Origin of the sequence: Methanobrevibacter sp. V74, assembly GCF_963082495.1 — an archaeon.
Classification (GTDB): Archaea; Methanobacteriota; Methanobacteria; order Methanobacteriales; family Methanobacteriaceae; genus Methanocatella.
The window spans coordinates 94,615-121,428 of the sequence record NZ_CAUJAN010000004.1 but is presented as its reverse complement, the minus strand read 5'-3'; the positions used below and the strand labels follow the sequence as shown (position 1 = coordinate 121,428).

The 26,814-nt window shown below is 31.8% G+C and carries 33 protein-coding genes and 2 tRNA genes; 11 read left to right on the top strand and 24 right to left on the bottom strand.

Annotation, left to right across the window (positions count from 1 at the left end):
* Window positions 1-19 precede the first annotated feature (19 nt).
* Together Q9969_RS07675 and Q9969_RS07670 are read right to left on the bottom strand one after the other, a co-directional pair.
* Window positions 20-166 (bottom strand): hypothetical protein, encoded by a 147-nt coding sequence (locus tag Q9969_RS07675; RefSeq protein WP_305515207.1) that lies wholly within the window; start codon window positions 164-166, stop codon window positions 20-22.
* Window positions 159-1,415, bottom strand: a complete 1,257-nt coding sequence (locus Q9969_RS07670; protein WP_305515205.1) for a tripartite tricarboxylate transporter permease — start codon at window positions 1,413-1,415, stop codon at window positions 159-161. The genes Q9969_RS07675 and Q9969_RS07670 overlap by 8 nt, the downstream gene beginning before the upstream one ends.
* A gap of 190 nt (window positions 1,416-1,605) precedes the next feature.
* On the opposite strand from Q9969_RS07670, the gene Q9969_RS07665 reads away from it, so the two are divergent.
* Window positions 1,606-1,827 (top strand): hypothetical protein, encoded by a 222-nt coding sequence (locus tag Q9969_RS07665; protein ID WP_305555995.1) that lies wholly within the window; start codon window positions 1,606-1,608, stop codon window positions 1,825-1,827.
* Between the two features lie 109 nt (window positions 1,828-1,936).
* On the opposite strand, the gene Q9969_RS07660 is transcribed toward Q9969_RS07665, so the two are convergent.
* Entirely contained in the window at window positions 1,937-2,398 is a 462-nt protein-coding gene (locus Q9969_RS07660) for a MarR family transcriptional regulator (protein WP_305515200.1), read from the bottom strand.
* A 67-nt stretch (window positions 2,399-2,465) separates the two neighbouring features.
* Here Q9969_RS07660 and Q9969_RS07655 point away from each other — a divergent pair, with 67 nt between their 5' ends.
* The gene (locus Q9969_RS07655) at window positions 2,466-2,957 is read left to right on the top strand and encodes a hypothetical protein (protein WP_305515199.1); all 492 of its coding nucleotides are present in this window, start codon (window positions 2,466-2,468) and stop codon (window positions 2,955-2,957) included.
* Window positions 2,958-3,232: 275 nt separating this feature from the next.
* Here Q9969_RS07655 and Q9969_RS07650 read toward each other — a convergent pair whose 3' ends face one another.
* Window positions 3,233-4,240: a tetratricopeptide repeat protein gene (locus Q9969_RS07650; RefSeq protein WP_305515197.1), complete on the bottom strand. Its 1,008-nt coding sequence runs from the start codon at window positions 4,238-4,240 to the stop codon at window positions 3,233-3,235.
* Between the two features lie 600 nt (window positions 4,241-4,840).
* On the opposite strand from Q9969_RS07650, the gene feoB reads away from it, so the two are divergent.
* The 3 genes from feoB (at window position 4,841) to Q9969_RS07635 (ending at window position 7,522) form a co-directional block, all read left to right on the top strand.
* Window positions 4,841-6,856, top strand: a complete 2,016-nt coding sequence (gene feoB, locus Q9969_RS07645; RefSeq protein ID WP_305515195.1) for a ferrous iron transport protein B — start codon at window positions 4,841-4,843, stop codon at window positions 6,854-6,856.
* A 174-nt stretch (window positions 6,857-7,030) separates the two neighbouring features.
* Window positions 7,031-7,258 carry a FeoA family protein gene (locus tag Q9969_RS07640; RefSeq protein WP_305515193.1) on the top strand — a complete coding sequence of 76 codons (228 nt, stop codon included), beginning with the start codon at window positions 7,031-7,033 and terminating at the stop codon, window positions 7,256-7,258.
* A 60-nt stretch (window positions 7,259-7,318) separates the two neighbouring features.
* Window positions 7,319-7,522, top strand: a complete 204-nt coding sequence (locus tag Q9969_RS07635) for a hypothetical protein (RefSeq protein WP_305555992.1) — start codon at window positions 7,319-7,321, stop codon at window positions 7,520-7,522.
* Here the strand turns inward: Q9969_RS07635 and Q9969_RS07630 are convergent.
* The 7 genes from Q9969_RS07630 to Q9969_RS07600 all read right to left on the bottom strand — a co-directional run bounded on the left by Q9969_RS07630 (window position 7,519) and on the right by Q9969_RS07600 (window position 12,749).
* Window positions 7,519-8,358: an ATP-binding cassette domain-containing protein gene (locus tag Q9969_RS07630; protein WP_305515191.1), complete on the bottom strand. Its 840-nt coding sequence runs from the start codon at window positions 8,356-8,358 to the stop codon at window positions 7,519-7,521. The genes Q9969_RS07635 and Q9969_RS07630 overlap by 4 nt on opposite strands.
* 8 nt (window positions 8,359-8,366) lie before the next feature.
* The gene (cbiQ, locus tag Q9969_RS07625; RefSeq protein WP_305555989.1) at window positions 8,367-9,197 is read right to left on the bottom strand and encodes a cobalt ECF transporter T component CbiQ; all 831 of its coding nucleotides are present in this window, start codon (window positions 9,195-9,197) and stop codon (window positions 8,367-8,369) included.
* Between the two features lie 110 nt (window positions 9,198-9,307).
* Window positions 9,308-9,613 (bottom strand): PDGLE domain-containing protein, encoded by a 306-nt coding sequence (locus tag Q9969_RS07620; protein ID WP_305515187.1) that lies wholly within the window; start codon window positions 9,611-9,613, stop codon window positions 9,308-9,310.
* A gap of 1 nt (window position 9,614) precedes the next feature.
* A complete protein-coding gene (cbiM, locus tag Q9969_RS07615) occupies window positions 9,615-10,247 on the bottom strand; it encodes a cobalt transporter CbiM (RefSeq protein ID WP_305515185.1) in 633 nt (210 codons plus the stop codon).
* Between the two features lie 259 nt (window positions 10,248-10,506).
* Window positions 10,507-11,787: an oligosaccharide repeat unit polymerase family protein gene (locus tag Q9969_RS07610; RefSeq protein WP_342766063.1), complete on the bottom strand. Its 1,281-nt coding sequence runs from the start codon at window positions 11,785-11,787 to the stop codon at window positions 10,507-10,509.
* 12 nt (window positions 11,788-11,799) lie between these two features.
* On the bottom strand, window positions 11,800-12,573 hold the full coding sequence (locus Q9969_RS07605; protein ID WP_305515183.1) for an adhesin: 774 nt from the start codon (window positions 12,571-12,573) through the stop codon (window positions 11,800-11,802).
* An 8-nt stretch (window positions 12,574-12,581) separates the two neighbouring features.
* Entirely contained in the window at window positions 12,582-12,749 is a 168-nt protein-coding gene (locus Q9969_RS07600; protein ID WP_342765952.1) for a 4Fe-4S binding protein, read from the bottom strand.
* Window positions 12,750-12,892: 143 nt separating this feature from the next.
* Between Q9969_RS07600 and Q9969_RS07595 the strand changes: the two genes are divergently transcribed.
* The 3 genes from Q9969_RS07595 to Q9969_RS07585 all read left to right on the top strand — a co-directional run bounded on the left by Q9969_RS07595 (window position 12,893) and on the right by Q9969_RS07585 (window position 13,493).
* Window positions 12,893-13,246, top strand: coding sequence for a hypothetical protein (locus tag Q9969_RS07595; protein WP_305515181.1), 354 nt, complete (start codon window positions 12,893-12,895; stop codon window positions 13,244-13,246).
* 68 nt (window positions 13,247-13,314) lie between these two features.
* Window positions 13,315-13,397, top strand: a tRNA-Leu gene (locus tag Q9969_RS07590).
* Window positions 13,398-13,420: 23 nt separating this feature from the next.
* Window positions 13,421-13,493 (top strand) — tRNA-Thr (locus Q9969_RS07585).
* 8 nt (window positions 13,494-13,501) lie between these two features.
* On the opposite strand, the gene Q9969_RS07580 is transcribed toward Q9969_RS07585, so the two are convergent.
* The 7 genes from Q9969_RS07580 to hmd all read right to left on the bottom strand — a co-directional run bounded on the left by Q9969_RS07580 (window position 13,502) and on the right by hmd (window position 18,838).
* Complete coding sequence (locus Q9969_RS07580; protein ID WP_305555985.1) at window positions 13,502-14,062, bottom strand: UPF0254 family protein; 561 nt, start codon at window positions 14,060-14,062, stop codon at window positions 13,502-13,504.
* A complete protein-coding gene (locus Q9969_RS07575) occupies window positions 14,055-14,705 on the bottom strand; it encodes a hypothetical protein (protein ID WP_305555983.1) in 651 nt (216 codons plus the stop codon). The genes Q9969_RS07580 and Q9969_RS07575 overlap by 8 nt, the downstream gene beginning before the upstream one ends.
* Before the next feature lie 4 nt (window positions 14,706-14,709).
* Window positions 14,710-15,408, bottom strand: a complete 699-nt coding sequence (locus tag Q9969_RS07570) for a Nif3-like dinuclear metal center hexameric protein (protein WP_305555982.1) — start codon at window positions 15,406-15,408, stop codon at window positions 14,710-14,712.
* Window positions 15,398-16,189 carry an SAM-dependent methyltransferase HcgC family protein gene (locus Q9969_RS07565; RefSeq protein ID WP_305555980.1) on the bottom strand — a complete coding sequence of 264 codons (792 nt, stop codon included), beginning with the start codon at window positions 16,187-16,189 and terminating at the stop codon, window positions 15,398-15,400. The genes Q9969_RS07570 and Q9969_RS07565 overlap by 11 nt, the downstream gene beginning before the upstream one ends.
* A 3-nt stretch (window positions 16,190-16,192) precedes the next feature.
* Window positions 16,193-16,672, bottom strand: coding sequence for a DUF3236 domain-containing protein (locus Q9969_RS07560; protein ID WP_305555977.1), 480 nt, complete (start codon window positions 16,670-16,672; stop codon window positions 16,193-16,195).
* Window positions 16,673-16,696: 24 nt separating this feature from the next.
* Window positions 16,697-17,695: a 5,10-methenyltetrahydromethanopterin hydrogenase cofactor biosynthesis protein HmdB gene (gene hmdB / locus Q9969_RS07555; protein WP_305555974.1), complete on the bottom strand. Its 999-nt coding sequence runs from the start codon at window positions 17,693-17,695 to the stop codon at window positions 16,697-16,699.
* A 129-nt stretch (window positions 17,696-17,824) separates the two neighbouring features.
* On the bottom strand, window positions 17,825-18,838 hold the full coding sequence (gene hmd, locus Q9969_RS07550) for a 5,10-methenyltetrahydromethanopterin hydrogenase (protein WP_305555971.1): 1,014 nt from the start codon (window positions 18,836-18,838) through the stop codon (window positions 17,825-17,827).
* Between the two features lie 447 nt (window positions 18,839-19,285).
* Between hmd and hmdC the strand changes: the two genes are divergently transcribed.
* The 3 genes from hmdC to Q9969_RS07535 all read left to right on the top strand — a co-directional run bounded on the left by hmdC (window position 19,286) and on the right by Q9969_RS07535 (window position 22,815).
* The gene (gene hmdC, locus Q9969_RS07545; RefSeq protein ID WP_305555967.1) at window positions 19,286-20,782 is read left to right on the top strand and encodes a 5,10-methenyltetrahydromethanopterin hydrogenase cofactor biosynthesis protein HmdC; all 1,497 of its coding nucleotides are present in this window, start codon (window positions 19,286-19,288) and stop codon (window positions 20,780-20,782) included.
* A 231-nt stretch (window positions 20,783-21,013) separates the two neighbouring features.
* Complete coding sequence (locus Q9969_RS07540; RefSeq protein ID WP_305555964.1) at window positions 21,014-21,925, top strand: hypothetical protein; 912 nt, start codon at window positions 21,014-21,016, stop codon at window positions 21,923-21,925.
* An 8-nt stretch (window positions 21,926-21,933) separates the two neighbouring features.
* The gene (locus tag Q9969_RS07535; protein WP_305555961.1) at window positions 21,934-22,815 is read left to right on the top strand and encodes a PhoU domain-containing protein; all 882 of its coding nucleotides are present in this window, start codon (window positions 21,934-21,936) and stop codon (window positions 22,813-22,815) included.
* Window positions 22,816-22,876: 61 nt separating this feature from the next.
* Here the strand turns inward: Q9969_RS07535 and Q9969_RS07530 are convergent, their stop codons facing one another.
* From Q9969_RS07530 to porD, 6 genes are read right to left on the bottom strand one after another with little or no spacing between them, the layout of a single operon-like run.
* Window positions 22,877-23,719 (bottom strand): fumarate hydratase, encoded by an 843-nt coding sequence (locus Q9969_RS07530; protein WP_305555958.1) that lies wholly within the window; start codon window positions 23,717-23,719, stop codon window positions 22,877-22,879.
* Between the two features lie 51 nt (window positions 23,720-23,770).
* On the bottom strand, window positions 23,771-24,010 hold the full coding sequence (locus Q9969_RS07525) for a 4Fe-4S binding protein (RefSeq protein WP_305555955.1): 240 nt from the start codon (window positions 24,008-24,010) through the stop codon (window positions 23,771-23,773).
* Between the two features lie 6 nt (window positions 24,011-24,016).
* On the bottom strand, window positions 24,017-24,517 hold the full coding sequence (locus Q9969_RS07520; protein WP_305555952.1) for a 4Fe-4S dicluster domain-containing protein: 501 nt from the start codon (window positions 24,515-24,517) through the stop codon (window positions 24,017-24,019).
* A gap of 9 nt (window positions 24,518-24,526) precedes the next feature.
* Window positions 24,527-25,396 (bottom strand): pyruvate synthase subunit PorB, encoded by an 870-nt coding sequence (gene porB, locus Q9969_RS07515; RefSeq protein ID WP_305555949.1) that lies wholly within the window; start codon window positions 25,394-25,396, stop codon window positions 24,527-24,529.
* A gap of 2 nt (window positions 25,397-25,398) precedes the next feature.
* Window positions 25,399-26,547 carry a pyruvate synthase subunit PorA gene (gene porA, locus Q9969_RS07510; RefSeq protein WP_305515663.1) on the bottom strand — a complete coding sequence of 383 codons (1,149 nt, stop codon included), beginning with the start codon at window positions 26,545-26,547 and terminating at the stop codon, window positions 25,399-25,401.
* A 13-nt stretch (window positions 26,548-26,560) separates the two neighbouring features.
* Complete coding sequence (gene porD / locus Q9969_RS07505) at window positions 26,561-26,803, bottom strand: pyruvate synthase subunit PorD (protein WP_305515665.1); 243 nt, start codon at window positions 26,801-26,803, stop codon at window positions 26,561-26,563.
* Between the last annotated feature and the right edge of the window lie 11 nt (window positions 26,804-26,814).

The window sequence follows — 26,814 nt, the reverse complement described above, 5'->3', positions numbered from 1 at the left end:
CCTTTCATGAAATATTTTTTTAGGAAGGTATAATGAACCGCACTGAAACAATCAGGACAGAACCATTTGCACCATTAATGGCAATATTCAACACATTATTTAAACCAGTTCCTCTTTTAACATATTCAAATTCATTTAATAAGTCGTCTTCAATTTCATCACCCAATAAACATTTGCATATAAATCACAATCGCTGGAATAATCAAAACTCCCATTAAATGAGATTTGCCAACTCCAATATAGTGCGGAAGCATTCCCATTGCAGTTGAAGTAATCAAAGCTAATGTCATATAAATTACAGGGGCCTTGTAATAGAAAATAAACAAATAAAGTATTGCAATTTGAAGCACAATCACACTAATTGAGAGTTTTTTATAATCAACACCACTCATTAATCTTGAAAATGAATCTCCTAATTTCAATGACAATACAAGAGAAACAGAAACAGCTATCAGTGATGCAAATATAAAAATTGCCAAGTGATTCAAACCCATTTCAAATATTAAATAAGACATGTAAACGGCTATTCCGCTTCGGGGATTTCCAATAATGTATATTGCAATTAATGAAAAAAGACAATCTGAAACATTCAGTCCGGAAGTTGCTAGAAGAAAATTTGCTGTATCATCATCCTTATTATCGTTTGTTCCACTCACTGCTTGAGCGATCACTGTTCCTTGGGCAGGTCCAAAACCTGGTAAAAAACCAAGTATCGCACCGGTCATTCCTCCTGCAAAAATACTTTTAAATTTATCATAATCAATATTGAGCTCGTAAAATGGATTCTGATGAGGTATTGTCGATGAATCATTTAAACTGAATATTATGGTACTTATTCCAAATAATCCTGAAAATACACACATTAATGTAATTCCAGATGAAATAGGTGTTTGAAAAATGATCCAACCTAAAATTCCAGATAACGCAAACAGTAATAAAGACCATAAGAAATCTCTAAAATTTCCAGTTAAACTATGGGTTAGATAAATTGATGCAACTAAAAGAATAATCCATGTAAATGGTTTTGTTACATCATGCAATGTTGGCAGCACTATTGCAAAAAGTGGAAGCATTGAAATAGTCACTAAAATAGCTCCAAATCCTCCAACGGATACAATTCTAATAACCTCTTTTGATCTGCCTTGAAGTACCATTCTATGTCCTGGAAGTATTGATGTTGCTGTGCCTTCCTGTGGAACTCCTAAAAGCATTGAAGGGATAAATTCAATCAGTGCATGAGCTATTGACATTGAAACCATAAGTACGCATAGAAATTCGGGAGATACTATTGTTAATAAGAATGTCGAGGAAGCAAATATTATTGCTCCGGCTGTGTTAACATGTATTCCAGGTATCATCCCAGTTGTTGCTCCAATGGCTATTCCTATAAAACATGCTATAACTAATTCTATCATAGCTATTAATTGAATGTATTTTAATTTAAACTTTGTTGAAGCAATTAACTGTTATTGTTTTTATTTAATAAAATTTAAGTCTTTTAATATAATTGTCATACTCCAATAATTATAAATGTTATTAAATCGTTAATATATTATTATGACAAGGGCAAAGTTTTTAGCGCTGCTTATCCTGATGGGCATTGTAATGATTGTATTTGCATATTTCTTTTTAATGCCTTCTCATGCTGATTATGATGATCATATTGCTGAGGATATAGGTGGAGATAACTTTTTAGTCGTCAATTTAAATCAATCTTTAAAAATTAAAGAAGAAAACTTTCCTGAGGGTGTTTTTGATGCTTCTAAGGGTTCATATAATTATTATGATGCAAAAAATATATTTTTCATTGATTATATCACACAGTAGTGCCTGATAGGCATTCGTTATCTAGAAGTGATCCTGGTTCTTATTATGATCATTATGAATATGGGGACAATTATGAGATTGACGATTATTTAGAATCTCAAGGTTATGATTAAAATTTTTCACGATTAAACTCTAAAGATTTCATTGAAATTTTGGATAATGATTTAAGTGTTTCCTCACGGGTGATATTTAATTCTTCACAAATCATATCGTCCCATTCCTTTTCCTTTTCAATTAGAAATTCAGCTGTTTTAATTCCTTTTTTAGTTAAAGTGATTTTATATGCTCTTTTGTTTTTTTCATCAATTTCTCTTATGATTAATCCTTTGTCTTCAAAGTCTTTAAAAGCTCTTGAAACTCCACTTCTATCCATAAGGCATGCCTTAGCAATATCTGATTGGGTTGAGCCCATTTCATAATATAAAAATAGTAGCATGTAATATTGGCTGGGCAATATGTCTGTATTGGCTTTTATGTGTTTGGTGATGTAGAAATCATGGGTTTTACTTAATGTAATCAAATGATTTACAAGAAATGGGGAGTCTTTAATTATATCATCATATTCAATCATAAAAAAATCACTTGATTATTATATTGATATATTAATATTTAAATATTATTTGTAACAAGTCTATAATATGAATAAAAAAATCATCATCATTTTAGCAATCTTGTCTGTTTGTATTTTAGTTGCAAGTCCTGTTTTTGCAAAAGAGAAAGTTAAAGTTAAAATCACAACGGACGATTGTTTTATTGATAATACTGGATATATTGTAATTAAATTAGTTAATAAAGATGGACGTGAAATCAAATCCAATGGCATGGTTAATTATACTATCACTGATAAAGATGGTAATTATAAGTGGGTTTATAAATCCTATAATAAAGGAATCCTGGTAAAGTGTAATGAGGGGGAATACAAAGTTAAAGTGAAATTCTTCGGAGATTCCCATTATAAAAAAGCTAAGAAAACTAAAAATATTGATGTGAAAAGTAATTTCAATGCATATACTTATTATGATAATCATAATTGGGGTTTAAACCAAGAAATAGATGATTATATCGAGTATAACTATTGGGACGAAGAAATTTACGATGATCCTTATACTTATGATGGGGAAGGATATTAAAAAGAGATAATAATTGGTGTTTAATTGTTGGAGGAGAGTTAAACACCAATAATGTGTTTTTTGGAAAATTTAGGCAGTTAATTTTCCAAGCATTAAATTAGAAAATTGTGGAAACTAATTTAACACGATATTTATATTTGGAGATTGTATTATTATTGACTAATAATATGTTTGTTAAAGTGAAAAATTTAGGTTTACCTAAATTTAAGTCACTTGTATAAGAATTGGTTGTCATAGTATATAAAGGTTTCCAATTTTTTTAGGCATGATTAAATTTAATGGTATCCATGTAATCTTAAAATTACATATAATATTAATATGACGATTAATGCATAAATTGCAAATTTTGATGAGACGAAGTGTGTTTTCTTGAATTCCTTATCTTCAACTTTCCCTTCTTTCATAATTCTTTCTTTTTCAAAAGAACATTTTTGATAAATTTCTTCTAAATCTTTAGGAAGTCTTCCGTGTTCATTAAGCATGTTGATAGTTTTATTTAAGTGTTTCACTGCTTCCTGATCATCTCCTAACTTAACACAGCAAAATGCAGCTTTATAATTGAAGTTTGTGAGCAATTCTAAATCGACTTCAGCTCTTTTTTCATATTGGATACATTGATTATAGCAGTGAAGCGCTTCTTTGTATTCTTTAAGTTCATATAATGCATCAGCTTTTGCATTAAATCCAACTAATGTGTCTTCAGTTTCTAAAGATTTATTTAAATAGTCAAGAGCCTCTCTATTTTTCCCGGCCTTTTGAAGCATTTGACCTTTATATAATTGTAGTTTTTCATCAAGCCCATATAGAGATTCATAGTTATTTAAATTATCTAAAGCGCCTCCATATTCTTTTGCTTGAATTTGAAGCTCAATTTTGCCCATTAAAACCTCTTTTTTCTTGATCCTTGGTTTTTCAATTTGTGAATATGATTTATATTTGTCATAAGCCTTGTCCATAAGTTCTAAAGCTTCTTCAATTCTACCTTTATTAAATCTGGATAATGCTTTATCACAGATTACATTAACAGAGCGTGGTTGTTTTTCTAGATATTGATCAAAGTATTTTTCACCGTAATCTCCGCCATCATGGTTTTCATCATAATATTGGTAATATAATCCTTTCTCTTCAAGTGCAAGGAGGTAATTTTCATTAATTAATAAGTCTAAAATGCCGATATAACTTTCAATATCATCTTTTCCATGTCGTTTTCTAGCTAATTTCAGTGCCTCTTTACAATTTTTACTAGCTATATATTGTTTTGCTTGTTCAATGGACTCACTCATTATATCAACCTTTTGATAAAACTGAATTATTTTCTCTGTAATAATATTATTCTTTTAATATAAGTAATTATAGTATGCCTAAATTTTGGCACTTTCAAAAACTTGTTTGATTTAAATATTTGCAAGTTTTTTATTAAAAACTTTTTCTTAATATTTGGAGTTATTTTTATAATTTAAAGCTAATTAATCAGTTATTTTGAAAAATTTAAATGAATAGATTAATCGAAAAAATTAGTTATCACACAAGTTTTTGAAAGAGTCTAAATTTTATGAAACTTTTAAGCTTAAGTGATAAATTATTTTTTTGGTTTATTTATCAACTTAACTTATTCAACGATATACAATTTATTGGAATTTAAATTACAAAAATAAATTTTAATATCAGAAAAAAGTTTTTAACTAAAGTTTTGTTTAGCATGTAATATTCTAAATTTTTTAATGTGCCTAAATATTTATATAATATAAAAACCAAAACATAATATGTTTAGGTTAACCTAATTTTTGTTAGTTAGTGACTTAAACTAAAAAATTTTTTTAGTAATGATTAATATTTAAGAGAATATTATTCATAAAAAGTTAAAAAATACGGGAGAATGGTTAATGACAGAATTAATTGTAGGATTAGCAGGAAACCCAAACGTGGGTAAAACTACTGTATTCAATCGATTAACTGGTATGCGCCAACATGTAGGTAACTGGCCGGGTAAGACAGTTGAAAGAGCAGAAGGTCGCTTTTCCCATGGAAGTTACAACTATGAGGTTATAGATTTACCAGGTAACTATGCGTTAAGTGCTCATTCTATGGAAGAAATCGTATCTAGAGATTTCATTGTAGATGATGACTCTGATGTTATTGTTAATTTAGTTGATGCTGCTAATTTAGAACGTAATTTATATTTAACAGTTCAAATGATGGAACTTGGTGCTAATTTAGTAATGGCACTTAATATGAACGATTTTGCATTGAAAAAAGATCATGTAATTGATATTAACTTAATGAGTGAGCTTTTAGGATTCCCAGTTGTTGAAATCAATGCTAAAACTGGTGAAGGATTTGAAGATTTATTAAACACTGTTGAAAAACAAGCTGCAAATCCAATTGATTCCAGTGCCAAATTATCCTATGGTGACGAACTAAAAGAACACTTAGGGAATTTACAAGTTTTAATTGAAAAAGATAATAATTTATTAGATGTTCCTTCAGCATGGACTGCAATCAAATTGTTAGAAAGAGATTCAATTGTTATTGAAAAGGTTCAAGGATCTTCTCAAAGTTCAGCTATTATGTCTGAAACAGACAAAGTAGCAGGGCACCTTCAAAATATTTACAAGGAAGGTGCAGAAGAAGTTGTTGCAAATGCAAGATATGCATTTATTGGTGGATTAATGGCTGAAGCTGTAAAAAGACCAGCTATTGAAAAAGAATCCACTACAGATAAAATAGATAAAATTGTAACCAATAGGATTTTAGCTCCTATCATATTTATTGTTATAATGTACTTATTATTCCAGTTAACATTTACCATTGCAGCGCCGTTTTGTGATGCTATCGACGGATGGTTTGCATGGTTAGGAGAATACTTGGGAGGTATGGTAGGTAATGAAATGGCTACTTCATTTATCCAAAACGGACTTATTGGTGGTGTAGGTGGAGTACTTGTGTTCTTACCGCAAATTATTTTCATGTTCTTATTCTTAAGTATATTGGAAGACAGTGGTTATTTGGCAAGAGCTGCATTTACCTTGGATAAAGTTATGCACACCCTTGTAGGTCTTCACGGAAAAGCTTTCATCCCAATGATTTTAGGATTTGGTTGTGGAGTGCCTGCAGTCATGGCAACCAGAACCATGGAAAACGAATCTGATCGTTTACTTTCCATGATGCTTATTCCATTCATGTCTTGTACTGCAAGATTACCAATTTATTCTCTTTTTGTTGCAGCATTCTTTACTGCAAACGAAGGTATGATTTTATTATCCATCTACTTGTTGGGTATTGTTGTGGCGCTTATTGTTGCAGCCATCCTCAAAAGAACCATGTTCAAAGGAATGTCTGCTCCATTTGTAATGGAACTTCCAACTTATAAAGTGCCTTCTGTAAAAGGTGTATTATTACACACTTGGGAGAAAACTAAAGGATTCCTTAGAAAAGCAGGTACTATTATTCTTGGTGCAACCATCATTGTATGGATTTTAAGTTACTTGCCGTTCGGTGTAGAATACGGATCACAACAAAGTGTTCTAGGTATTATTGGTAGTGCAATTGCACCTATATTTGCCCCTCTTGGTTTCGGAACCTGGCAAGCAGGTATTGCTGTTATCACTGGTTTAGTTGCTAAAGAGATTGTAGTAGCTACATTAGGTACATTGGCTGGACTTGAAGAAGATGATGAGGATGGAATCGCTTCAATGATTCACGATACATTTAATCCATTGTCTGCATATTCTTTCATGGCTTTCTGTTTATTATATGTTCCTTGTTTTGCAGCTATCGGTGCAATCAAAGAAGAAACCAACAGTTGGAAATGGCCTTTAACTATGTCCGCCATTACTTTAGTAACTGCATATATTGTATCATTAATAATTTACAATGTCGGTTTATTGGCAGGATTTTAATTGTGTTCTATGAATAGTAGAAGTCGAATTAAAGGTGTAAAAATTCCAAAAGATGATGATTAGATTATTCTAATTGTCATTTTAAATTTTTAGTTTGTACTAAATATTTATATATTTGCATATACAAAATTTAGTATGCCTAAAATTTATTTTAATTATTTAGTTGGTGATAAAATGAAAACCTTAAAAGATGTAACTCCTGGTGAAACAGTAACACTGGTAAAATACCATGATACTGGTGATGTGGGGTTAAGAAGACACTTATTAGGTATGGGATTCGTTAAAGGAGCAGAAATTAAAATTAAAAAAGTAGCTACTTTAGGTGATCCTATCGAAATGAGTATTAAAGGATATGACATTTGTCTTCGTAAAGAAGAAGCTAAAAATATTGAAGTGAAATAACTTCAATTTTTTTATTTTTTATTTTTTTTTTTTTTAAATTAATTTTATTGGAGGGTTATTATGAAATGTAGAATGTGCGGTTTTGAATTCGATGAAAATGAAGTAGCGAATAGGGGATGTTCAAGCTGTGGAAAACATGATAACTGTAATCAAATCCATTGTCCCAATTGTGGATTTGGAAACCATCCAGAACTTGACGAGGAATTTGAATTTATAAAAAAAATTAAAGAAAGATTTAAAAATAGAAAGAAATCTTCTAGCTAATCTTTTTTTACTTTTAATATTTCTTCAACTGTCTCATTTATTCCACTTTTTTCAGTATCCACATTCAAGCCATTTTCTTTTAATTTGTATAATATTTCAGTAGTTATTGGTGATTTTAAATGGGCTTTTTTTAATAATTTTTTATCTGAAAATATTTGATGTTTATCGCCTGATGCTATTATTTCGCCATCATATAAAACATAAATTTTATTAGCAAATTGATTAACCATTTCTATATCATGTGATGAGATAACAATACTTATTCCTTTGCTGTTAAGTTTATTTAGGATATTTAATACTTTATCAACACCTTCAGGGTCAAGACCTGCAGTTGGTTCATCAAGAATCATTATTTCAGGTTTCATTGCAATGATGCCTGCAATAGCAACTCTTTTCTGCTGGCCTCCACTTAAATGATGAGGAGTTTTATCTTCAAATCCGCTCATGCCTACCATTTCTAGGGATTCGCTTATTCTTCGTTTAACTTCATCATAATCAAGGCCTAAATTCATCGGTCCGAATGCAACATCTTCCCTAACTGTTGGTGCAAATAATTGGTCATTTGGGTCTTGGAATACAATTCCTACTTTTTGCCTAACTTTAAGTAGCTCTTCACGTTTAAAAACAATTTTTTCTCCATCAATTTCAACATGTCCGGAGGTAGGCTCAGATAAACCATTAAAATGAGAAAATAATGTTGATTTGCCGGCGCCGTTTGGTCCCATAATAGCTATTTTTTCTCCTTTGTTGATTTGAATATTTATATTTTTTAAAGCTTCAGTTCCATCGGGATATGTGAAAGATAAATTCCTTGTCTTTAAATGTATATGTTCCATTTTGCCACCTAATTAATTGCTAAATTCATGCCTAAGTAACCTAATTGTCCGGAATAATTTAATATAATGTATTCTAAGATTATTGCAATAATGAATATTGAAATTAAGTATAAATAATCACTTTTTTCAGGAGATTTCTTTTCATCGAACATTTCAGAAGCATCTGAAAATCCACGGCTTATCATACTTTTGTGCACTCGTTCTCCTTGCTCATATGATTTTAAAAACATCATTCCAATTGTGTATCCGACCTGTTTTACTCTCCATTTATAGGAAGTATTTTCACTGTGAATGCTAAAATTTCTTGATTTTTGACTTTTCCTAATAGATGCGAGTTCATCAACAAATAAAAATAAAAATCTAACCATGATTGACAGTATCATAGCTAAATCTCTTGGCATTTTCAATTTTCTAAAAGAGCTTGCCATTTCTTGCAATGGTGTTGTTGAGGAATAAATTATGATTGCTGTTAGACATACAACCATACGTACTAAAAGCAATATTGCCCAATTAAGACCAACATCACTGACCGTTAACCATGAATATGTCCAAATTATATTTCCTGGCTGTATAAAAGGTTGAAATATTATGATTGCTCCGCCAAATGGAAGTAACATTAATAATCTTTTTGCCGAATCCCAATATGACAGATCTGCTATTTTAAGTATTATCAATAAAATTATTTCCAATATTATTGGTATAAAAAGCTCTTTGGATATAACACATACTAAAATAATAAAAATAGTTGATATTAATTTTATTCGCCCTTCTAAATTATGAACATGACTATTTTTTGATGCTAAATCATCAAATCTCATTATTTGTGTTATATCAACCATATTTATTCACTAGTATAATATTAAAATTAGTCGTATATTATTATTTGCTTATATCATATTTAGTATTTTTCAAATACTCTTTAAAAAAAAGAAAAGATAGAAATTAATATTTAATTTCTACTTTTAACAACGTATGCAACTCCGTATCCTATAACTAAGGTTACAATTGCACCTATTACCAGAGCAACGATTTGCAGTACTTGGTTGTCCGGATCATTTGCAAATGCATAATCTGGGAAGATTGCACCGGGGATTCCATTAATCTCTTCTACTGAATAATCTTCAGCAAGTCCTGAATCTTCTGCTGATTTTTCTAATCCATCTGGGTCACCAGATGCAATATATGGTGAGAGAACGCAGATTATAACACAGATTAGTAATGCTACTCCAATTAAAGTCATGTCTTTTTTATCCATATTATGCATCTCCTTTATTCCATGTGAGTAAATCTGGTCTGAATTTGTCTAATGCTACAAGAACGATTACAGTTAATACTGCTTCGATTATTCCAATAAAGAAGTGGTATAGTACCATAGATGGGATACCAACGTTCATTGGGAATGTTCCTGCAATGCCCATTTCAATAGCACATGCTAATGCTGCAATAACGGTTGCAAGCCATGCTGCAACTCCTGCTGCAGGGTATTTTCCAATTGTCCCGTTTAATCCTTTGAAGGTGTATAATCCTACTGCTCCTCCAATGATTGCCATATTTAATACATTTGCTCCTAAAGCGGTAATTCCTCCATCTCCAAATATCAATGCTTGAATAAGGAGCACAACAGTAAATACCAGTACTGCTGCTTCTGGAGCTAAAAATACAATAGCTACAAGAGCTCCTCCAACCATATGTCCACTGGTACCAAATGGAATTGGCATGTTCATGGACATGATTGCAAATATTCCTGCTGCAAGAACTGCAAGAAGCGGAATGCGTTTTTCGTCTAAATTTGATTTAGCCCATTTCACGGAGAAGTATAAAGCAACTATTAATATTACATAATATACTAAACATTGTGCAACAGGTATAAATCCGTCAGGGATATGCAATTTTTTTCCTCCATTTTTTTAAGTAATACTTTTTCGTGTTTCTGTTTACATTGGATGTATTACCTAAAAGTATTATTTTTGTTAATTTACATAATATCAAATTTTTCGGGAGTTCTGTTTAATATAATGGTTAATAAAACAGATATTCTTCAATTTGACATTATAATGTTATTCATATTTCATTATATAAATGTTATTAAAATAATACTTTTTAGTATTATTTCAAATTGTTAGTAATACTGAAATGTCAAAAATGAGCTTAATTTCTTGCAATTTTGATGTTTATTAAATAAATAAAAATAGCTATTATGAAATATAACAGAACTTGAATGTCTAAAATTCCGGTTTCAATGCCTAAAATGGAGTATGTTAAAATCAATGAGTAAATTCCAATATAAAAGTAATTTTTGGTAATCTGTATGATTTTAAATCCTATGCCTAACGTAAAACCTAAAAGTAACATTTCAGCAAAGACACCTAATTTGCCGAAATCAACTACCATTTGTCCAATCAATGTTGGGGTCACGGTTACTTCAGTTCTCCATGCAATAAGTTTTCCAACCATCATCCTTGGTCCTAAATCACTTCCTGGAATGGAACTTGTAAGCATATGTCCATGGGTAAGGCCAAAGTTACCACCAAGAAAATCAAGTAGGTTTAAAACATGTAGTGTAAAGTCAGCTCTTGACTGTAAAGTATAGAGCGGACTAGTTGATGAGGTTATTGTCATCTCACCTAATGAACGAAAATATCCAATTCCAATTATTGCACCTATTCCAATCATTGCACCAATTACAACTTCCCAAAGAGAAACAATATTTCCGTAGAAACCTATGATAATTATGATAAGAAATGTTGCAAGTAGTGGAGTTCTATATCCTAAAAGCAATAAAAATGCACAGTCAATAAATAATAAAATTAGGAATCTGAATCTTGCTTGTGGTCGGGTAATTTTTCCATCTTGAAAATCGTTCAAATATGCACTGGCTATTAAACATGTTGCCGGAATAATTAAAAATGCCGGCATGGTAAATGCGGGCTTCAATAAATATCTAATCGATGGTTTTAAAAGTGGAATTCCTCCAACTGAGGCAATGCAGATAAAGAAGAATGCTATACTAATTAACATTAAGCAAAAACCAATAGAATAAATATCTTTTCGCTTAAATTTAAGAATATTTTTTACATTACTGTTTATAAAATACCTTGGAAGAATGCAGGATCCAATAAAAAATCCAATAAAAGCAATGATTAATGTGATGACCAAACTATTTGATGGGGGGTTCATAGATAATAATAAAAACAATCCAAATAAGAAAAGCACAATCAATGGATTGAAAATATGATTTTTCAATATGGCATTTTTATTTAAAAAGCTTAAAAAATTTTCACTGGGATAAAATCTTTTAAAATAGCTGTTAACCCAATGTTTTTCAAGAAATCCTAAAATGGCAAAAATGAATGTAAATAAGAAAGATTCATGAAATTTATCACAAATCTTATTTATTTTTGAAGTTAAAGTTGAATAAATCATACTCATAGTCTACACAACTTAAAATTTCCGTATATTGACAACATCAAAGTTTTCACTAATCTCTTTTATTTGACTGTCGGTCGAATCATAAATTCTAATGGTAATGTAATCAGTTAATGCATCGACATTTCCTAAAATGGAATCCGCATCATTTAGGTTGTCTTTCGTTGCTTGTTTAATTACTAATTGATTATCATTGTCACTGGGTGCTGTTTTAATGGACACTTGCTTATCTGCTGAGAGTTTATTTGCAATTTCCTGTGTATCTTTTGTGTTAAGTGAATCGAGGGTTACAGTTGCAGTAAGCTCATAATTGGCGTCATTTGAAATTTTGCCTGTTAAATCTTTAAGAGAGGTAATTTCTTCAGGTTTAACTTTAATTTCGCATAAGTTTTTATATTTGTCACCATTGCTTTCTAAACTAATATGGTCTATGTAAACATCAGCATTAGGAACGTTTTTATACAATCCCACTAAATAAGTGTGGTTATTTGATCTGACGAGTAATTTGACCTCATTTCCATTATTGTCATCTTCCCAAATAACAGTGCCCTTTAAGGTTGTCGGATTGCCGTTGGTGGAATTGAAACCTTTAACAGTAGCGTTTACGATAAATCCATCTTTATAGTATTTAAGGTAAGTGTCTGGTATTTTGTTAATTGTTGATTCATCAAAAGCGGTTTTCTGTAAGCTGGATGAATCGTCTGTTGTAATGTGGATAAATGCAAATGCAATGCCACATATCACTAAAATTATAATTATATAGTCAATTATTGTAAATTTCATTTTCATAATTAATCCTAATCTTCGTATAATGCTCCAACAGGGCAAACATCAACGCATTCACCACAATTAGTGCATTTATCATCATCAATAATGATTTTATATGCTCGTCTACTTATAGCCTCTTCCACACACACATCAATACAGTCTTCACAAACTCCGCATTCTTCCATATCCACTTTCAATTAGTACACCATCTGAATTTTTAAAAAAATACATTTTAATTTAACTACCTTAATATTTATATATTTTATTAATACTTAATTTATTAGGTTTTCCTAAAGTTTTAATATAATAAATTCCATATTTAATTAATAGGTGTAATATAATGATTTTTAACAAGGGCATTTCAATAGTGTTATCCGGTGTGTTTTTATTGTTTTTAGCATTATTATTTTCGACAATATCTGTAATGTTTTTAAATGGAGGATTACTTCCTGTTATCGGTATTGTAATGTTTGTAATTTTTTATTTTATTACAAGGACGTTCTATAACTATTTAAGAAATGATGACCAATATAAAAATAACCGTAGGGTATCTTCAGATATGCCCGGTGAAAAATACATTACTAAAGGGGAATCCGATATTAAAAAAGTATTCATTGTTGCTTGGTTGATTGTGATTACAATATTGGTTTCAGTTGCATTATGGTTGTATTCATTTAATAATGGTTTGGTATAATTTTTTTACATTTTAAAAATATAACCATAAAGTTTATATACTGCCTCTATACATAATAATTACTATATGCATGGGTGCCCGAGCGGCCAAAGGGGAAGGACTTAAGATCCTTTGGCATAGGCCTTCGAGGGTTCAAATCCCTTCCCATGCACTACTATATTTTTTTTCTGATTTGCCTTAGTGGCTCAGCCGGTAGAGCGCCACCTTGGTAAGGTGGAAGTCGGGGGTTCGAATCCCCCCTAAGGCTTTCAGTAACTATTTTTTAATAATTTCAACATTTTTCAGATTGTTTATTTTGTCAAAATTATTATTTAAAAGAAGTAATAATATATTTAATGTTTTCTTAATTCCGGATTCAGACCTTTGAGATAACTCTTCGCTATTTAATTTGCTTAAATCAGCATAAACATCGCTTGTTGTTGTGATTTCATAGTTATTTGTTAAAATAGTAATTCCACCATGGCCAACTCCTGCAGTGGTTCCAATAGCAATATCACAATCACTCATTTTTTTAATAGCTCTTGCCATAATTTTAGAAACATTTTTATCTCCCTCTTCATCATAAACCTTAATTCCTTTAATTAAATTATTAGGCTTGGGGGGATTTGAAATGCTTAATATTTTTTCAACGGCTTCAAGAGTGGGGATAAATAAACTGCATGTAACACTCAGTTCGTTATAATCAAAATTGCCATGTTCTTTTGGATTTTTAATATAATCAAGACCAAAATTACCTTTGTAATCTTGTGCTAGGGCATGTATTTCTCTTCCAATTTTTCCCTGAGTAAAACATTCTGCAGTAGCTATTTTAATCATTTTTATCTCTTAATTCTTTTAATGCAGTCATTGTAATCATTTTTGCAACTTCATCTAATGTGTATGGAGTTACAGGTTCATTGTCTCTGATTAATTTATTTGTTGTTAAAACCAGATGATTTTCAGTAATTCCTTGAGCTCTCAGCTCTTCAACAGCAGGATTTGAATCATCATATTCGGAAATATCTTTTATATCAATTGTTTCATTACCAAAACCAAATATTCCTGCAGTTCCAATTGTTATTGCTCCTCTTTCATGGGCATGTTTTATTATTTTAGCTGCTGTAGGTATTGTATTTCCACCGGCAATAACAATAATTACAACATCTCCTTTAAGCAAATCTAAATTATCATCATCAATGTATTCGCAGTAACTTTCAACCTTCCTGTAATTTTCATCATGTGTGCATAATTGTTTTAAAAAATCAGGTTTCTGCTGTCCGTTTTCACCACCCAGCATTGCGAAAATTACATCTCCGCCATCAATTTCCTGACCATCAAAAGCACCAATAACTTTTGGCCCTCCTCTGTGAACCTGAATTAAGTTTATTCCAATTCTTAAACCTAATCTTCCACATCCAACAAGATCGATTCTTCCTACAGGGACCTGTTTATCTTCCATTTTTTGGATTTCATCTGCCATTTTTTCACTTTAATTTCTCAATTGGGTTTTTGTCAATTACTTCTATGTTAATGTTTAATTCAGTTAATAATTTGGCTAATTTATATAATCCTGGGACTTCACTTTCATGATGGCCGACATTTATTAAGGTAATTCCTAATTCTTTTGCGATAATTGCCGTTTCTTGAGTAATGTCTCCTGAAATCAGCATGTCTAATTTTTCATCCTTGGCTAATTTAATGTAATCCGGATTGTTAAGACCAAAACCTGAGATTATTCCGATTTTACTTAAACATTTTTCATCATCTAAGTTATTTACAATTCCGGCATATTTAAAATTATCTAAAATAACTTCTTTTAATTGCTTAAAGTTATAATCAGTTTTGCAAACACGTCCGATATGTGTTTTTTTATCAAAATAATCAACAACTTCTAAATTAAGACATTCAGCTAGTGCTTCATTAGAACCGCCATCAATTATGTCCCAATTTGAATGGATAGTGTAAGTTGGCGTTTTTGGTTTAAATAATGTCGGATGATGTGTGATGATTAATGTGGAGGTATTGAAATTATCATCTGCTCTCCACAAATCCATTAAAATCTTAATTGAATCAATATCAGAATTCAAATCATATTCTCCCATAAATCCAATATTATCGAAATCCAGAGCCAAATCTTCAGGTATTTTTTCATCTAAAAAATCAATAATTTCTTTAAGCTTCATTTAAATCAGAATTAATTTTATTAATCTCTTCACATATAAACTTATCACAACTAAATAAATCAATTGTAGATACTTTTAAAGCAGGTTTATCCACTAATTGGATAAATTTTTCAATATCATGTTCTTTAAAGATTACTTCTTCAAAAAAACCCATTTCACATGCACTATAAAGCACCCCATCTCTTTTAAGACAACTATTCAGTGCATTTATCAAAATGCCGATTGTTAGTGTCATTGTTCCGGAGGTTTTACTATTTATTCCTTTTGTTTTTAGAATCCTTTTATTTTTAGCATGCACTGCTTCTAGTCTTTCATGAATATTATTTTTATTTTTCAATAGCTTGTCGTTGTTTTCTGCAGTGGGATCTTCTATTATAAAGGTGTCAACATCAATTTTGGATGACCTCTCAACATTGATTCCGCCAAAACCGGTAGTATCGATTACAACATCTCCGGCATATATTAAATCCAAATCAGATGAAAAATCAACACTATTTTTAACATCCCCTCCAATTGCAGTATCCAATAATTCTTTTAAATGGGGATAGATGTCAATTAGCAATATATTTGTGTATTTTTCACTTAATTTCTTGACAATACCTACGCCGGTAAAATAAGTTCCAATAACAATTATTTTGGCATTGCTTTCAATCATTAAACTTTCAACGTAATTAAAAACAGCCTGGGATTTTTTATCAATAATCTCATTAAAAATATCGATTAATCTGGTTTCAGATTTAATTGTAAATATTTCAGAAGTTATTCCGGTATCAACATTCATAGTTTAGCCTTTCTTTTCAAATCCGATTTTTTCAAGTGCTTCACATGCCTCACTATAAACTGCCTCTTCAAGAGTTTTGCCATGAATTAAATGTGAAGGAGAAGTTGCACAAGTAAGTATCCTTCCTTTATTGTCAATAAAAATTAAAAGTGAACCGGATCCTGGAATCCCGAGTCTTCCTCTTGAAATAATTAAATCAGCATCACTTTGATCTAGTGCCATGTAAGCTTTTGCAAGAGCAGGTATTCTACTAGTGTCTGCAGTATTGGTATTAATATGGAGAATTTGAGCATTTTGCAATCCATATTCATTTAAGACTTGGTTTAAAACTTCTACTTTAATACCATTTTTATTGGGAATATAAATTTTTTCAGCATTTTTGATATAATCCTGAATTTCACCTATTTCTTCAAGAGTGTCTCCAAATCTGCAATTATTTCTTGATTCTTCAAACGCTTTTTTAATCATTTTTTCAAATGCCATACTATCATATCTTAAAAACAGTAATTAAATAGTTTGAGGTATTAATCCTAAGTTTTCAATAACTGTCACTACTTCAGAATAATTGCCATATTCCGGAGCACCTACACCTTTGACCTCATGAGGATAATTGTCTGCAATAACTGTAGCTAAATTGTTAGCTCCTGCTTTAAGTGAGAATTCTACGTTTTCAGGTCCAACAGTTGGAGTTGGCATGGTAATTCTAATTTCAGGATACATTATACGTATAATAGCTACCATTTTTAATTGTTCTTTTAATGGGAATGGAGGGTATTCAGACATTGGTGTGTCTTCGTATGGATTAAAACCCATTATTGGAATTTCTTCTAAAGTCTTAAAGTTAGATAGGTAGCGTAAATGTTTTATTCTATCTTCTTTACTTTCACCAAGTCCTAAAAGCAGTCCTGAAGACAGACCAATTCCCGCATCACTCACTCTTTGACAAGTTAAAATTCTCTGATCTAGTGAATCTCCAGGTTTTCTTTGATAAAAAATATCTTCATTTATGGTTTCTAGATTGCAGCAAACTGTATCTGCACCTAACTTCGCCAAATCATTTATGGATTTTTCAGTTAAATCCCCGCCCACGTTTACAAGGATTTCCAAATCACTATTTTCTTTTATAATTTTACAAGCATTCACTGCTTGTTTCCCGTTATAACCATATCCTCCAGAACAACTTACGCGAGGAATATGGGCTTCTTGGATTGATTTAACTGCAACTAGAATTTCCTCATTTGTTTTATAAAAAGCATTATAGTAACCTTTTGATGATGTTTCTTCTGCAAATCCGCAATATGTGCATCTTGGCTGAATTTGACATTTGTTAGTTATGTGTACTGTGGAAGTTAGTTTTATTACTTTTGATTGTTTATCCCGTATTTCACAGGCAACTTTAAATAATTTTTCTAAATCTTCATCATTATCTATATCCAATAATTCTAAAAATTCTTCATTACTTAATTTTTTCCCTTGTTTTGCTTTATTTAAAATTTTTTCAATCATATAACATCTAACTCTCACATTAATTGTCAAAAAAATAGATAACTCATTTTTTAATAGCTAATTGTCTCAACGATTAAAAAATAAGTTAAATAAATTGTTGATAAAAATCAACAATTTAACTTATTGTGTTTATTCTTCTTTACCTAAGTAATCGAGTACGGTAGGTACGATTTCTGCTAATGATCCGAAGTTCATTGAGTCAGCAGTTCCTAACATAGCTTTAGGATCTAATGCAGCATCCATTTTGTCGATGCCTTCTTCTTGCATTAATGCAGTTACTTGGGTTAAAGCTTCATTTGCCATCATCTGTGCGAATCCGGCAGGTGCACCTAAGATTTGGGTAACAGTATCTCTGTAAGCTAAAATACCTGCGTAGGTAATAGCAGTTACTGCGGAACACATGTCACATACAGGACCAATCATGTTTGCAGGTAAGGTAAATGCAGATCCTCTTGCTTTTTGACCTAAGTCTAATAAAGTGTCAATGGAAGCTTGGTCAGCATATCCTTCAGCAATGTAAACTTGTCCTTTCATTTCAGGTACTGCGCCTGGGTGGTAGGAAGCTACGTTTACATTTGTTCCTAAATCTTCGAAGATTTTGTTTAATCCTGTAGTTGGGATAGTACATGCGTGAGTTACGATTGCGCCTTCTTTAATGTTGTCAGCGAATTTTTCAATAATTGCAGGTTGCATTCCACCTTCAGGCAACCAAGTCATTACCCAGTCAGCGTCAGCTACTGCTTCACAATCATCTGTTGTCACTTTCATTCCTAAATCTTCAGGGTGGGTAAAGTGAATAGCTCCTTTTGATGGTTTAGGGACAGTTTCAGCTAATTCAGCTACTCTTGCTCTTATCGCTGGCATTATATCTTCAGGGGTTCCTGCTTTGTGAGCTGCCATTACTTCTGCATAGTCAAAATCATCACAGATAGTAAATTCGCCATCAAAAGTTGGATCAGAAACAACTACTTCATCCACTCCAGCTAATTCCAATAATTCAGCACCCATTTCAATAGTGGAGTGGGTCATTGATATTTTTTCGTTCCCTGTTGCTTCTGCAACTTCACAAGCTCTTGCAAAGTTGGTAATGCCTGCGGCAGCATGTGTTCTGTAACATCCTGCACCTAAAATTGCTACTTTCATTTTTTTTTCTCCTTAAAACATATATATTTAAATACTTTCCACAAATTTTATAGAATTTATAAAAAGTTTTTACTACACACCGATTATTTAAAATGTGTCATAATTTTAAAATTAATGGAGTAATAAGAACAATTCTTACCGTTTTTTAAATAATGTATATGCTAATTATAATAGCATGTAGTAATGATAGTATTTTATATTCTTACAATATATAAATTTTTACATATCATTTTTTACCGCTATTATTCGTATTAAAAATTTATATTTTTAACCAATATTCGTAATACTATGTAATACTATTTATATTGATTGAATAATATAGTAATAATTTTTATTTGCTTTATATTTTATTTACAAATCCATTTTAGTCATGCCTAAAAACGAAAATTATTTATTTAAGATTATACGAACTATTTATATTGATTATATTAATTGAGGTAGTTTTTCATGCATGATTTAATAAAAAAAGCGGTTCATGATGATGAGGCAGCAATTGCCATATCAAAAATGGATAAAGATGTAGGGTCTGTTGTAGATGCTATTTCAGAATTGTCCTTAGAAGAAACAATGAAATTGGGAATGCAATTTAAAAGATTTCCGTTAGGATGTGACTTAACTGAAGTGGTAGCTGGGACATGTGCATCTGATTTAGAATTAATGGATTTACTTGGAAATTGTAGGTTATCTGATTTCATTGGAGCACCGATTCACATTTGTGCATATGCATTTGCAGATATTGGTGAAAAATTTGGAATGACTGGTCTTGAAGTAATGGAAAAGGTTCATGAAATAGTGGATGTACCTTTAGACCTTGATCATTTTGGTGAAAATGGTGCAATGAGACTTCCAAGAAATATCTCAGGATGTGGTGGTGAATGTTACAATGAGGGACCTGCATTCACTGAATGTCCTCGCGAAAGAATCCATGAACGTTTAATTGACAAGGAGTTAGAGCAAAAAGATGATAAGGAAGGTTGGATTAAATTAGCATCATCTGTTGCGGTTAATGTAACCTCTGAACAAAGTGGAAGCGGTCATGCTGCACCTTTAAGGGAAGCAGAAGATATAGCAAAGCTAGGTAAAAAATATGGTAAAGGTGTAGAGTCTATCATGTTCGTTGGTGATGGATATGATGAAGTAATTATTGGTTTTGAAAAATCAATTGAAATCGGTGCGGACGTTGTTGTAGTGGAGGGCGGACCATTTAACAGATGTGAAAATGCAACTGAAGGATTTGCAAAAACTATTGCAGCTGCAAGAATATTGGCTCCGGGAAAAGTTGTAGCTACTAATGGGGCATATGAACATGAAGTAAGAGCAGGACTTAGATCTGGATTGAACATGGTAATTACCGGTTTTCCTAAAAACCACCATGGATATATGTGTGGATATGAACCTGGAACCGCAAGAAGAGGCAAGTTCGGTCTTCCAAGAATAATTCAAATTATTAATGAGGAATTTCCGAATAGAGGATTGCCTGCTCAAAAACACGATTTGCTTGCAATCGCCACTGCAGTGAAACTTGCCGGACCTGAAAACATTTATCCCCACAAAATCGGAGATTATGCAATTGGGGATGCTCACTGGGCAACACTTGTAAACTCAAGAATGTATGAAAATATTAATCTAAAACACTCTTTAGATGATTTGGTAAAACTTGCTGATGGTAAAACCATTGCTTTGCATGGCGGAAGATTCATCTCTTGGGTTATTGCAGAAAAAATTGATAAACAAGTTGATGAAATCATTATTTCAGATGTTGATAAATGGGTATTGGACAATACTGTAGCAAACTTGCAAGATTGTTTGGATGCAACCATCATTGGTGAAATGGATGATAAAACTGCTGCAGGCAAAGCCGATATTTCCATCGCCTCATCAACAATGATTCCTGTTAAAGAAAATGTTTTGAGAAAAGTACCAAATGCCATAACTTTGGTATGATTCCATTAATTTTCTTTAATGGATTCTCTTATATTTTTCCTTATTTTTTTTATATTGTCATTTATTTTAACAAATTTAAGAATAATCCAAGCTTATTTATAGGTATTTCAATTCTAAGAATTAATGAATAACATATTTTATAAAATTACCTTAAAGTTTAATTACTTAAAAATAATAAATATTCATGTTATTAATTTTAATTTTTCAAATAAATTTTAAAGGTGAAAATTTATGAATTATAAAAAGATTATGCTTGTAGGCTTTATTTCCCTATTTGTTGCTATTTTAACTTCTGTTATGGGAGTTGCAGGTACTGTTATCGGGTCTGTTATTTCATCAGTACTTTATAACATGTTTGTAGAAGCTTTTGAGGATCCTGTTTCATCTGCTTCATTCAGCACTAATTTCGAATGGGAAATTGCATATGTATTTCCTCTTGTGGTTATTGGATTAATTCAATTACTATTAATTTTCGCCATGTTATCTGAATGGGGAATTTTACCTTATACATTCCTTAAAGCATTTTTAGCACTTCAAAATTTTGCAGATAATAATTTATATAGGATTTTAGGTATTGCAATGTTAGTTATAAGTGTATATCCATTAATATTAAAACCAGATATTATTAAAAAATCTCATGGAGCCATTATAGCATTTGTTGGTTTAATATTTTTAGCTAGAGGTTTTGCAGACTTAGGCACTTCATTTACAAATCTTTACGATATTGTATTTCTCTACTTTGATTTCCCAATTGCTGTTATTGCATTAATATTGATTTTATTTGTGATATATAATATACTGTTGTCTGCTAGGGAATCTGAAAAAGAGTTTAAAGTATTTAGGCATAAAACAAATGAAGAAAAATTCTCACAAGATTATATTAAAAATGTTCACCACTCCAATAAACATGTTGATTTTGATTATGCCAAATCAAGAAGATCTATTCATGTAAATAATGAAGAGAGTAATTCAAGAAATAATGTTCGCACAAGAGTTAAAAAACCTGTTAATAAACCAAGACATGAAAGTTCTGTTAAATTTAAAGAACATACTGATGGCGAAAAATATCCTAGAGGAATAAACAAATCCTCTGAGAAAATCCATTTCGAATCTAATGATTTATTAGACGATTATAAGAAATAGCTGGTACAATGACTAAACGAAATAAAACATTAAAGAGAATTCTAGATGTCATATTATATGAAAATCCCTCAACACAAGATGAAATCGCTGAAAAATTAGGAATATCACGTAGATATGTTACTCAGTTATTACAACCATTAGTTAAAGACGGTACTGTCAAAAGAGCATATATGATTGATTTAAAAAGTTATGAACATCTCGCTGAATCTATCAGTAGATATTCCTATAGAACTAGCAATGGGAATGTTTTAATAAATGATATGTTAGCCAATATGACTCATCATGTTCACTCACAATTGGAAATGTCCTTTGATGCAGTTTTAGAATATGATGAGGACAAAGCCAATAAAGCTTTAGAAATGGATTTTGCTACAAACAATATGGTTGAAAAGGTCAGAACTTCAGTTGAGACTGTTGTCAGTATTAACCAACATTCTGAAATTTCAAAATCCATGCTTTACAATGAGATAGCTTATGATTTAGAGCGTATTGGGGATTATTGTGGCCATATTGCAAAATTTGTTATTAATGATATTTATGAAGTGGAGGAAAATGTTTTAAAGAAATTGAAAAAAATGTATAAAACAGCCCAATCAATGATCCGTTTAGCAATGACTAGTTTTATTGAAGGAAATACTGAACTTAAGGATGAAATAATGGAATTGGAAGAAACTATTCAAATTATTCAATCTAAAGCTATTAATTTAATTGCTACTCAAATGGCTGAAAGTTCATTTGATGAAAAAGAGCGTTCAAATTATTTCATTTATTTATTTAGGCTCATTAAAGCATTTAAAAGAATTGGGGATATTTCTGTTGAAATGATGGATGTTGCAGTTGAATTCCATGACAATATCCCAAGACCAACTACTCCGAGACCTTTTAGATGAGTTCTCAAAATTTATTTTTTTTTAAAGTGTTGTGAGGACTATTAAATTGAATAGTCCTTATTTATTTATCATAAAGTCTGGTTGTTGCATGCCTATCTGCCCAACATTGGATACAAACGCCAACAGGAAGACCTGCAGTATGAGTATGTGCTTTTAAGATTTTTACATCTAACGTGGTGGTTTTACCGCCTAATCCCATTGGGCCAATTCCTGATGCATTAATCTCTTCTAATATTTCTTTTTCTAATTGGGCAAGTTGTGGATCTGGGTTTCTTTCACCAATTTTTCCAAGCAATGCTTTTTTACCAAGTTTTAAACATAAATCAGATGTTCCTCCAATTCCAACACCGATAACAGTTGGAGGGCATGGTTTTCCTTTTGCTTTAAGGACTGATTCAACAACAAATTCTTTCACCCCTTCAATTCCTTCAGCAGGCAATGCCATTTTTAAAGCATTATTGTTTTCTGAACCAAATCCTTTTGGCAATATGGTTATTTCTAGGTAATCTTCATCAATTAATTCAATATCGATTGGAGGAATGCAATCTCCAACATTAACATTAGTATTTTCACGTGTAATTGGATCCACTATGTTTGGTCTGATTGGTATGTCTGTAGTTGCCTTTTTAATTCCTTCTTCAATTCCTTCACGTAAATTCTCAACTTCAACATTACCTAATTTAACGAAAACTACAGGCAAACCTGTGTCCTGACACATGGGAATGCCTTTCTCTTCTGCAAGTTCAATATTTTTTAAAATAGCTTCAATATTTAACCTTGCAAGATCATGTTCTTCTATTTTCAGTGCATCTTCAAGTGATTTTTTCACATCATCACCAAGAACAATCACAGCTTGTTTGTAAAGTTCATAAACCGTATCTTTAATAACATCTTTTGTAATCAAAATTAAAACCTTTATAAAATTAATTAATGTTATCTTTGATTTTTGAAATATTTAAATTTTAATTACATTAATGGGGCATACTTCAACACAATCTCTGCAGAGATTACATTTTTCACCATTAATTGTAATAGCTCCACCCAGTACTTCAATAGCATTTTGCTTGCAAGCTTTAAGGCATGGTGCTTCTGATGGTGGGCAATGCATACAAAATAAGGTTGGAGTGTCAACATGGGGTGCTTGTTGACAACTCCCGCAGGTTGTACAGTCTGTACAATGTCCTGAATTAAACATAATTTTCTATTCTTCTAAAACAAGCCTTGCCCTTGCTTGACTTGTAATTACATTGACAAAGCTGCTTTTCTTAGAGTCAGGTTCATATAATCCCGCCATTTTAGCCAAGAATTTTTCCTGATTTTTAGATTTGACTTTAGCAGGATCAACAACACTAATAGCTCTTTTAGTACAAGCTCTGATACATGCAGGTCCTTCTTCTCTCTCAGCACAGAGGTCACATTTCTCAGCAATATTTGCTTCAAATGTCATTGCACCAAATGGACAGGCCATTACACATAATCCGCAGCCAATACATTTTTCACTATCTACTCCTTCATCGGTAACTGCTTCTGTTGGGCAGATTTTGATACATGGTGCATTTTCGCAGTGTTGACATACAATGGAGTAAAATGAAGAATGATATTCTACAATATTTATTCTACTAACTCTGTGAACAGATGCGCACATGTTTACACAGTTCATACATCCATCACATAGATTAGTATTTACAGAAATTTTTTCCATCGTATCACCTTATAGTCCTAATTCTTCACACTCTGCATCAACATATTTCTGGACTTTTTCGATAAGTTCGTCATCTAAGTGTCTGAATCTTTTTTGCGGTCCTAAGTATTCTTTTACAGCTTTTCTCTCTTCAGGCCTGTAAGTAATATTGAATTCACCATTTTTGATTTCATATAAAATCCAAGATCCAGTTTCTACAGCTAATCTTCCCATTTCAATTGTTTTTTCAGGAGGATATCCCCAACCAGTAGTACATGGTTGTTGTAAGTGAATGTATGCTGGTCCTTTTATCTCAGCAGCTTTTTTAACCTTTTTAACATAATCTTCAGGATATGCGATTGATGCGGTAGCAACATAAGGTATTCCATGTGCCGCCATAATCATTGGCATGTTTTTCTTAGGTTTGTCTTCTCCAAAACTGGCACTTCCTCTTGGTGAAGTAGTTGTGGTTGCACCAAATGGGGTTGCTCCACTTCTTTGAATACCTGTGTTCATGTATGCTTCGTTATCATAACAAATGTAGGTCATGTTATGACCTCTTTCCATAGCTCCAGATAATGATTGTAAACCAATATCTACAGTTCCTCCGTCACCACCAAAAGCGATTACATTAACATCTTCTTTTCCCTGAATTCTAAGTGCACTTTCTACACCGGATGCAACTGCACCTGAGTTTTCAAACGCCACATGAATGAATGGAACTTCCCATGCGGTTTCAGGGTATGGTGTAGTCATTACTTCAAGACAACCAGTAGCGGAAATAGCTACAGTATTTTCACCTAGTGCATTTAAAGCTAATTTAACTGCTATAGATGCTCCACAACCAGCACAACCTCTGTGTCCGGATGCTAATAAATTTTTATCAGGAATGTCTACCATTTTTATTCCTCCTTAAGTCCAATCCATGTAACTTCTTTTTCAGGTACATTTTTAGTTTCTTCATAAATTTCCAAAATTGATTCAGGGGTAATGTCCCTTCCACCTAAGCCGGCGATAAATCCATAGGTATCTTTTTTGATTTTTGATTTAATATCAGTATATAATGCCCCACCGATTCCGAATGTGAAATTTTTATCGATAACCGCTAATTTGTCACAATTTTTAACAGCTTCTTCAATAGCTTCAAATGGGAAAGGTCTGTAAGCTCTGACTTTAAGCAAACCTACTTTTTCGCCTTTTTCTCTTAATTGATTAATAATAACTCTAAGGGTACTACAAAGTGATCCCATAGCAACAAATATGATTTCAGCATCTTCAGTTTTATATGTTTCAATAAGGCCATATTTTCTTCCGAAGATTTCAGCAAATTCATCACAGGTTTGTTGGATTACCTCAAGGGAATTTTCCATAGCTACTTGCATATCATGTCTTGCTTCAAGATAATAGTTGGGATCAGCTAAGTTACCAATAGACATTGGGGTTTTAGGATCGAGGAAAGCATGTTTAGGTTCATATGGAGGTAAAAATTCATCGACAGGTTCTTGATCTGGAATGTCTACTGGTTCAACAGTGTGAGTTAAAATGAAACCATCTAAACATACCATTGAAGGTAATAATACTTTAGGGTTTTCTGAAACTTTATATGCCATTAAAGTAGTGTCCAATGCTTCTTGTGCATTTTCAACATAAATTTGCAACCATCCTGAATCTCTTTGTGCAATTGAATCTTGTTGGTCATTCCAAATGTTTAATGGTGCAGAAATTGCTCTGTTTGCATCAGCTAAAACGAAAGGTGTTCTCATACCTGCCGCTGCAAATAAAATTTCGTGCATTAACATTAATCCTTGTGAAGATGTTGCTGTAAATACTCTTACTCCAGTACTACTTGCTCCGACAGCAGCACTTATTGCACTGTGTTCTGATTCTACTTTGATGTATTTAGCATTGATTTTTTCGTCAGCAACATATTGTGCTAAGTATTCAGAAATTGTAGTTTGTGGAGTAATTGGATAAACGGGAATAACTTTGGGTTTTGCTAATCTTGCAGCTTCTGCAACTGCTTTATTTGCGGTCATTACTTCTCTTATCATAAAATCACTCTCTTTATTCTTTTATCATTTCGATTGCATCGGAAGGGCATTCGTGTGCACAAATTCCGCATCCTTTACAGTAATCGTAATCAATATCGTGCTGTTTATTTACACAGGAGTCTGGACAAAATAAAATGCAGTTGTCACAGTCAATACATTTTTCTTTATCTAAAATTGGTTTGAAAGTTCTCCAGCTTCCGGTTTTATTATTTTTACTACTTCCGGGAGTAGTTATTGCACATCCTATATTTACCATATTCTCACCAT

Bases quoted from the DNA above. Each gene is read 5' to 3' on its own strand.
- Q9969_RS07670 (WP_305515205.1), bottom strand. From the start codon at position 1,415: ATGATAGAATTAGTTATAGCATGTTTTATAGGAATAGCCATTGGAGCA.
- Q9969_RS07665 (WP_305555995.1), top strand. From the start codon at position 1,606: ATGATTGTATTTGCATATTTCTTTTTAATGCCTTCTCATGCTGATTAT.
- Q9969_RS07660 (WP_305515200.1), bottom strand. From the start codon at position 2,398: ATGATTGAATATGATGATATAATTAAAGACTCCCCATTTCTTGTAAAT.
- Q9969_RS07655 (WP_305515199.1), top strand. From the start codon at position 2,466: ATGAATAAAAAAATCATCATCATTTTAGCAATCTTGTCTGTTTGTATT.
- Q9969_RS07650 (WP_305515197.1), bottom strand. From the start codon at position 4,240: ATGAGTGAGTCCATTGAACAAGCAAAACAATATATAGCTAGTAAAAAT.
- feoB (WP_305515195.1), top strand. From the start codon at position 4,841: ATGACAGAATTAATTGTAGGATTAGCAGGAAACCCAAACGTGGGTAAA.
- Q9969_RS07640 (WP_305515193.1), top strand. From the start codon at position 7,031: ATGAAAACCTTAAAAGATGTAACTCCTGGTGAAACAGTAACACTGGTA.
- Q9969_RS07635 (WP_305555992.1), top strand. From the start codon at position 7,319: ATGAAATGTAGAATGTGCGGTTTTGAATTCGATGAAAATGAAGTAGCG.
- Q9969_RS07630 (WP_305515191.1), bottom strand. From the start codon at position 8,358: ATGGAACATATACATTTAAAGACAAGGAATTTATCTTTCACATATCCC.
- cbiQ (WP_305555989.1), bottom strand. From the start codon at position 9,197: ATGGTTGATATAACACAAATAATGAGATTTGATGATTTAGCATCAAAA.
- Q9969_RS07620 (WP_305515187.1), bottom strand. From the start codon at position 9,613: ATGGATAAAAAAGACATGACTTTAATTGGAGTAGCATTACTAATCTGT.
- Q9969_RS07610 (WP_342766063.1), bottom strand. From the start codon at position 11,787: ATGAGTATGATTTATTCAACTTTAACTTCAAAAATAAATAAGATTTGT.
- Q9969_RS07605 (WP_305515183.1), bottom strand. From the start codon at position 12,573: ATGAAAATGAAATTTACAATAATTGACTATATAATTATAATTTTAGTG.
- Q9969_RS07595 (WP_305515181.1), top strand. From the start codon at position 12,893: ATGATTTTTAACAAGGGCATTTCAATAGTGTTATCCGGTGTGTTTTTA.
- Q9969_RS07580 (WP_305555985.1), bottom strand. From the start codon at position 14,062: ATGATTAAAATAGCTACTGCAGAATGTTTTACTCAGGGAAAAATTGGA.
- Q9969_RS07575 (WP_305555983.1), bottom strand. From the start codon at position 14,705: ATGGCAGATGAAATCCAAAAAATGGAAGATAAACAGGTCCCTGTAGGA.
- Q9969_RS07570 (WP_305555982.1), bottom strand. From the start codon at position 15,408: ATGAAGCTTAAAGAAATTATTGATTTTTTAGATGAAAAAATACCTGAA.
- Q9969_RS07565 (WP_305555980.1), bottom strand. From the start codon at position 16,189: ATGAATGTTGATACCGGAATAACTTCTGAAATATTTACAATTAAATCT.
- Q9969_RS07560 (WP_305555977.1), bottom strand. From the start codon at position 16,672: ATGGCATTTGAAAAAATGATTAAAAAAGCGTTTGAAGAATCAAGAAAT.
- hmdB (WP_305555974.1), bottom strand. From the start codon at position 17,695: ATGATTGAAAAAATTTTAAATAAAGCAAAACAAGGGAAAAAATTAAGT.
- hmd (WP_305555971.1), bottom strand. From the start codon at position 18,838: ATGAAAGTAGCAATTTTAGGTGCAGGATGTTACAGAACACATGCTGCC.
- hmdC (WP_305555967.1), top strand. From the start codon at position 19,286: ATGCATGATTTAATAAAAAAAGCGGTTCATGATGATGAGGCAGCAATT.
- Q9969_RS07540 (WP_305555964.1), top strand. From the start codon at position 21,014: ATGAATTATAAAAAGATTATGCTTGTAGGCTTTATTTCCCTATTTGTT.
- Q9969_RS07535 (WP_305555961.1), top strand. From the start codon at position 21,934: ATGACTAAACGAAATAAAACATTAAAGAGAATTCTAGATGTCATATTA.
- Q9969_RS07525 (WP_305555955.1), bottom strand. From the start codon at position 24,010: ATGTTTAATTCAGGACATTGTACAGACTGTACAACCTGCGGGAGTTGT.
- Q9969_RS07520 (WP_305555952.1), bottom strand. From the start codon at position 24,517: ATGGAAAAAATTTCTGTAAATACTAATCTATGTGATGGATGTATGAAC.
- porB (WP_305555949.1), bottom strand. From the start codon at position 25,396: ATGGTAGACATTCCTGATAAAAATTTATTAGCATCCGGACACAGAGGT.
- porA (WP_305515663.1), bottom strand. From the start codon at position 26,547: ATGATAAGAGAAGTAATGACCGCAAATAAAGCAGTTGCAGAAGCTGCA.
- porD (WP_305515665.1), bottom strand. From the start codon at position 26,803: ATGGTAAATATAGGATGTGCAATAACTACTCCCGGAAGTAGTAAAAAT.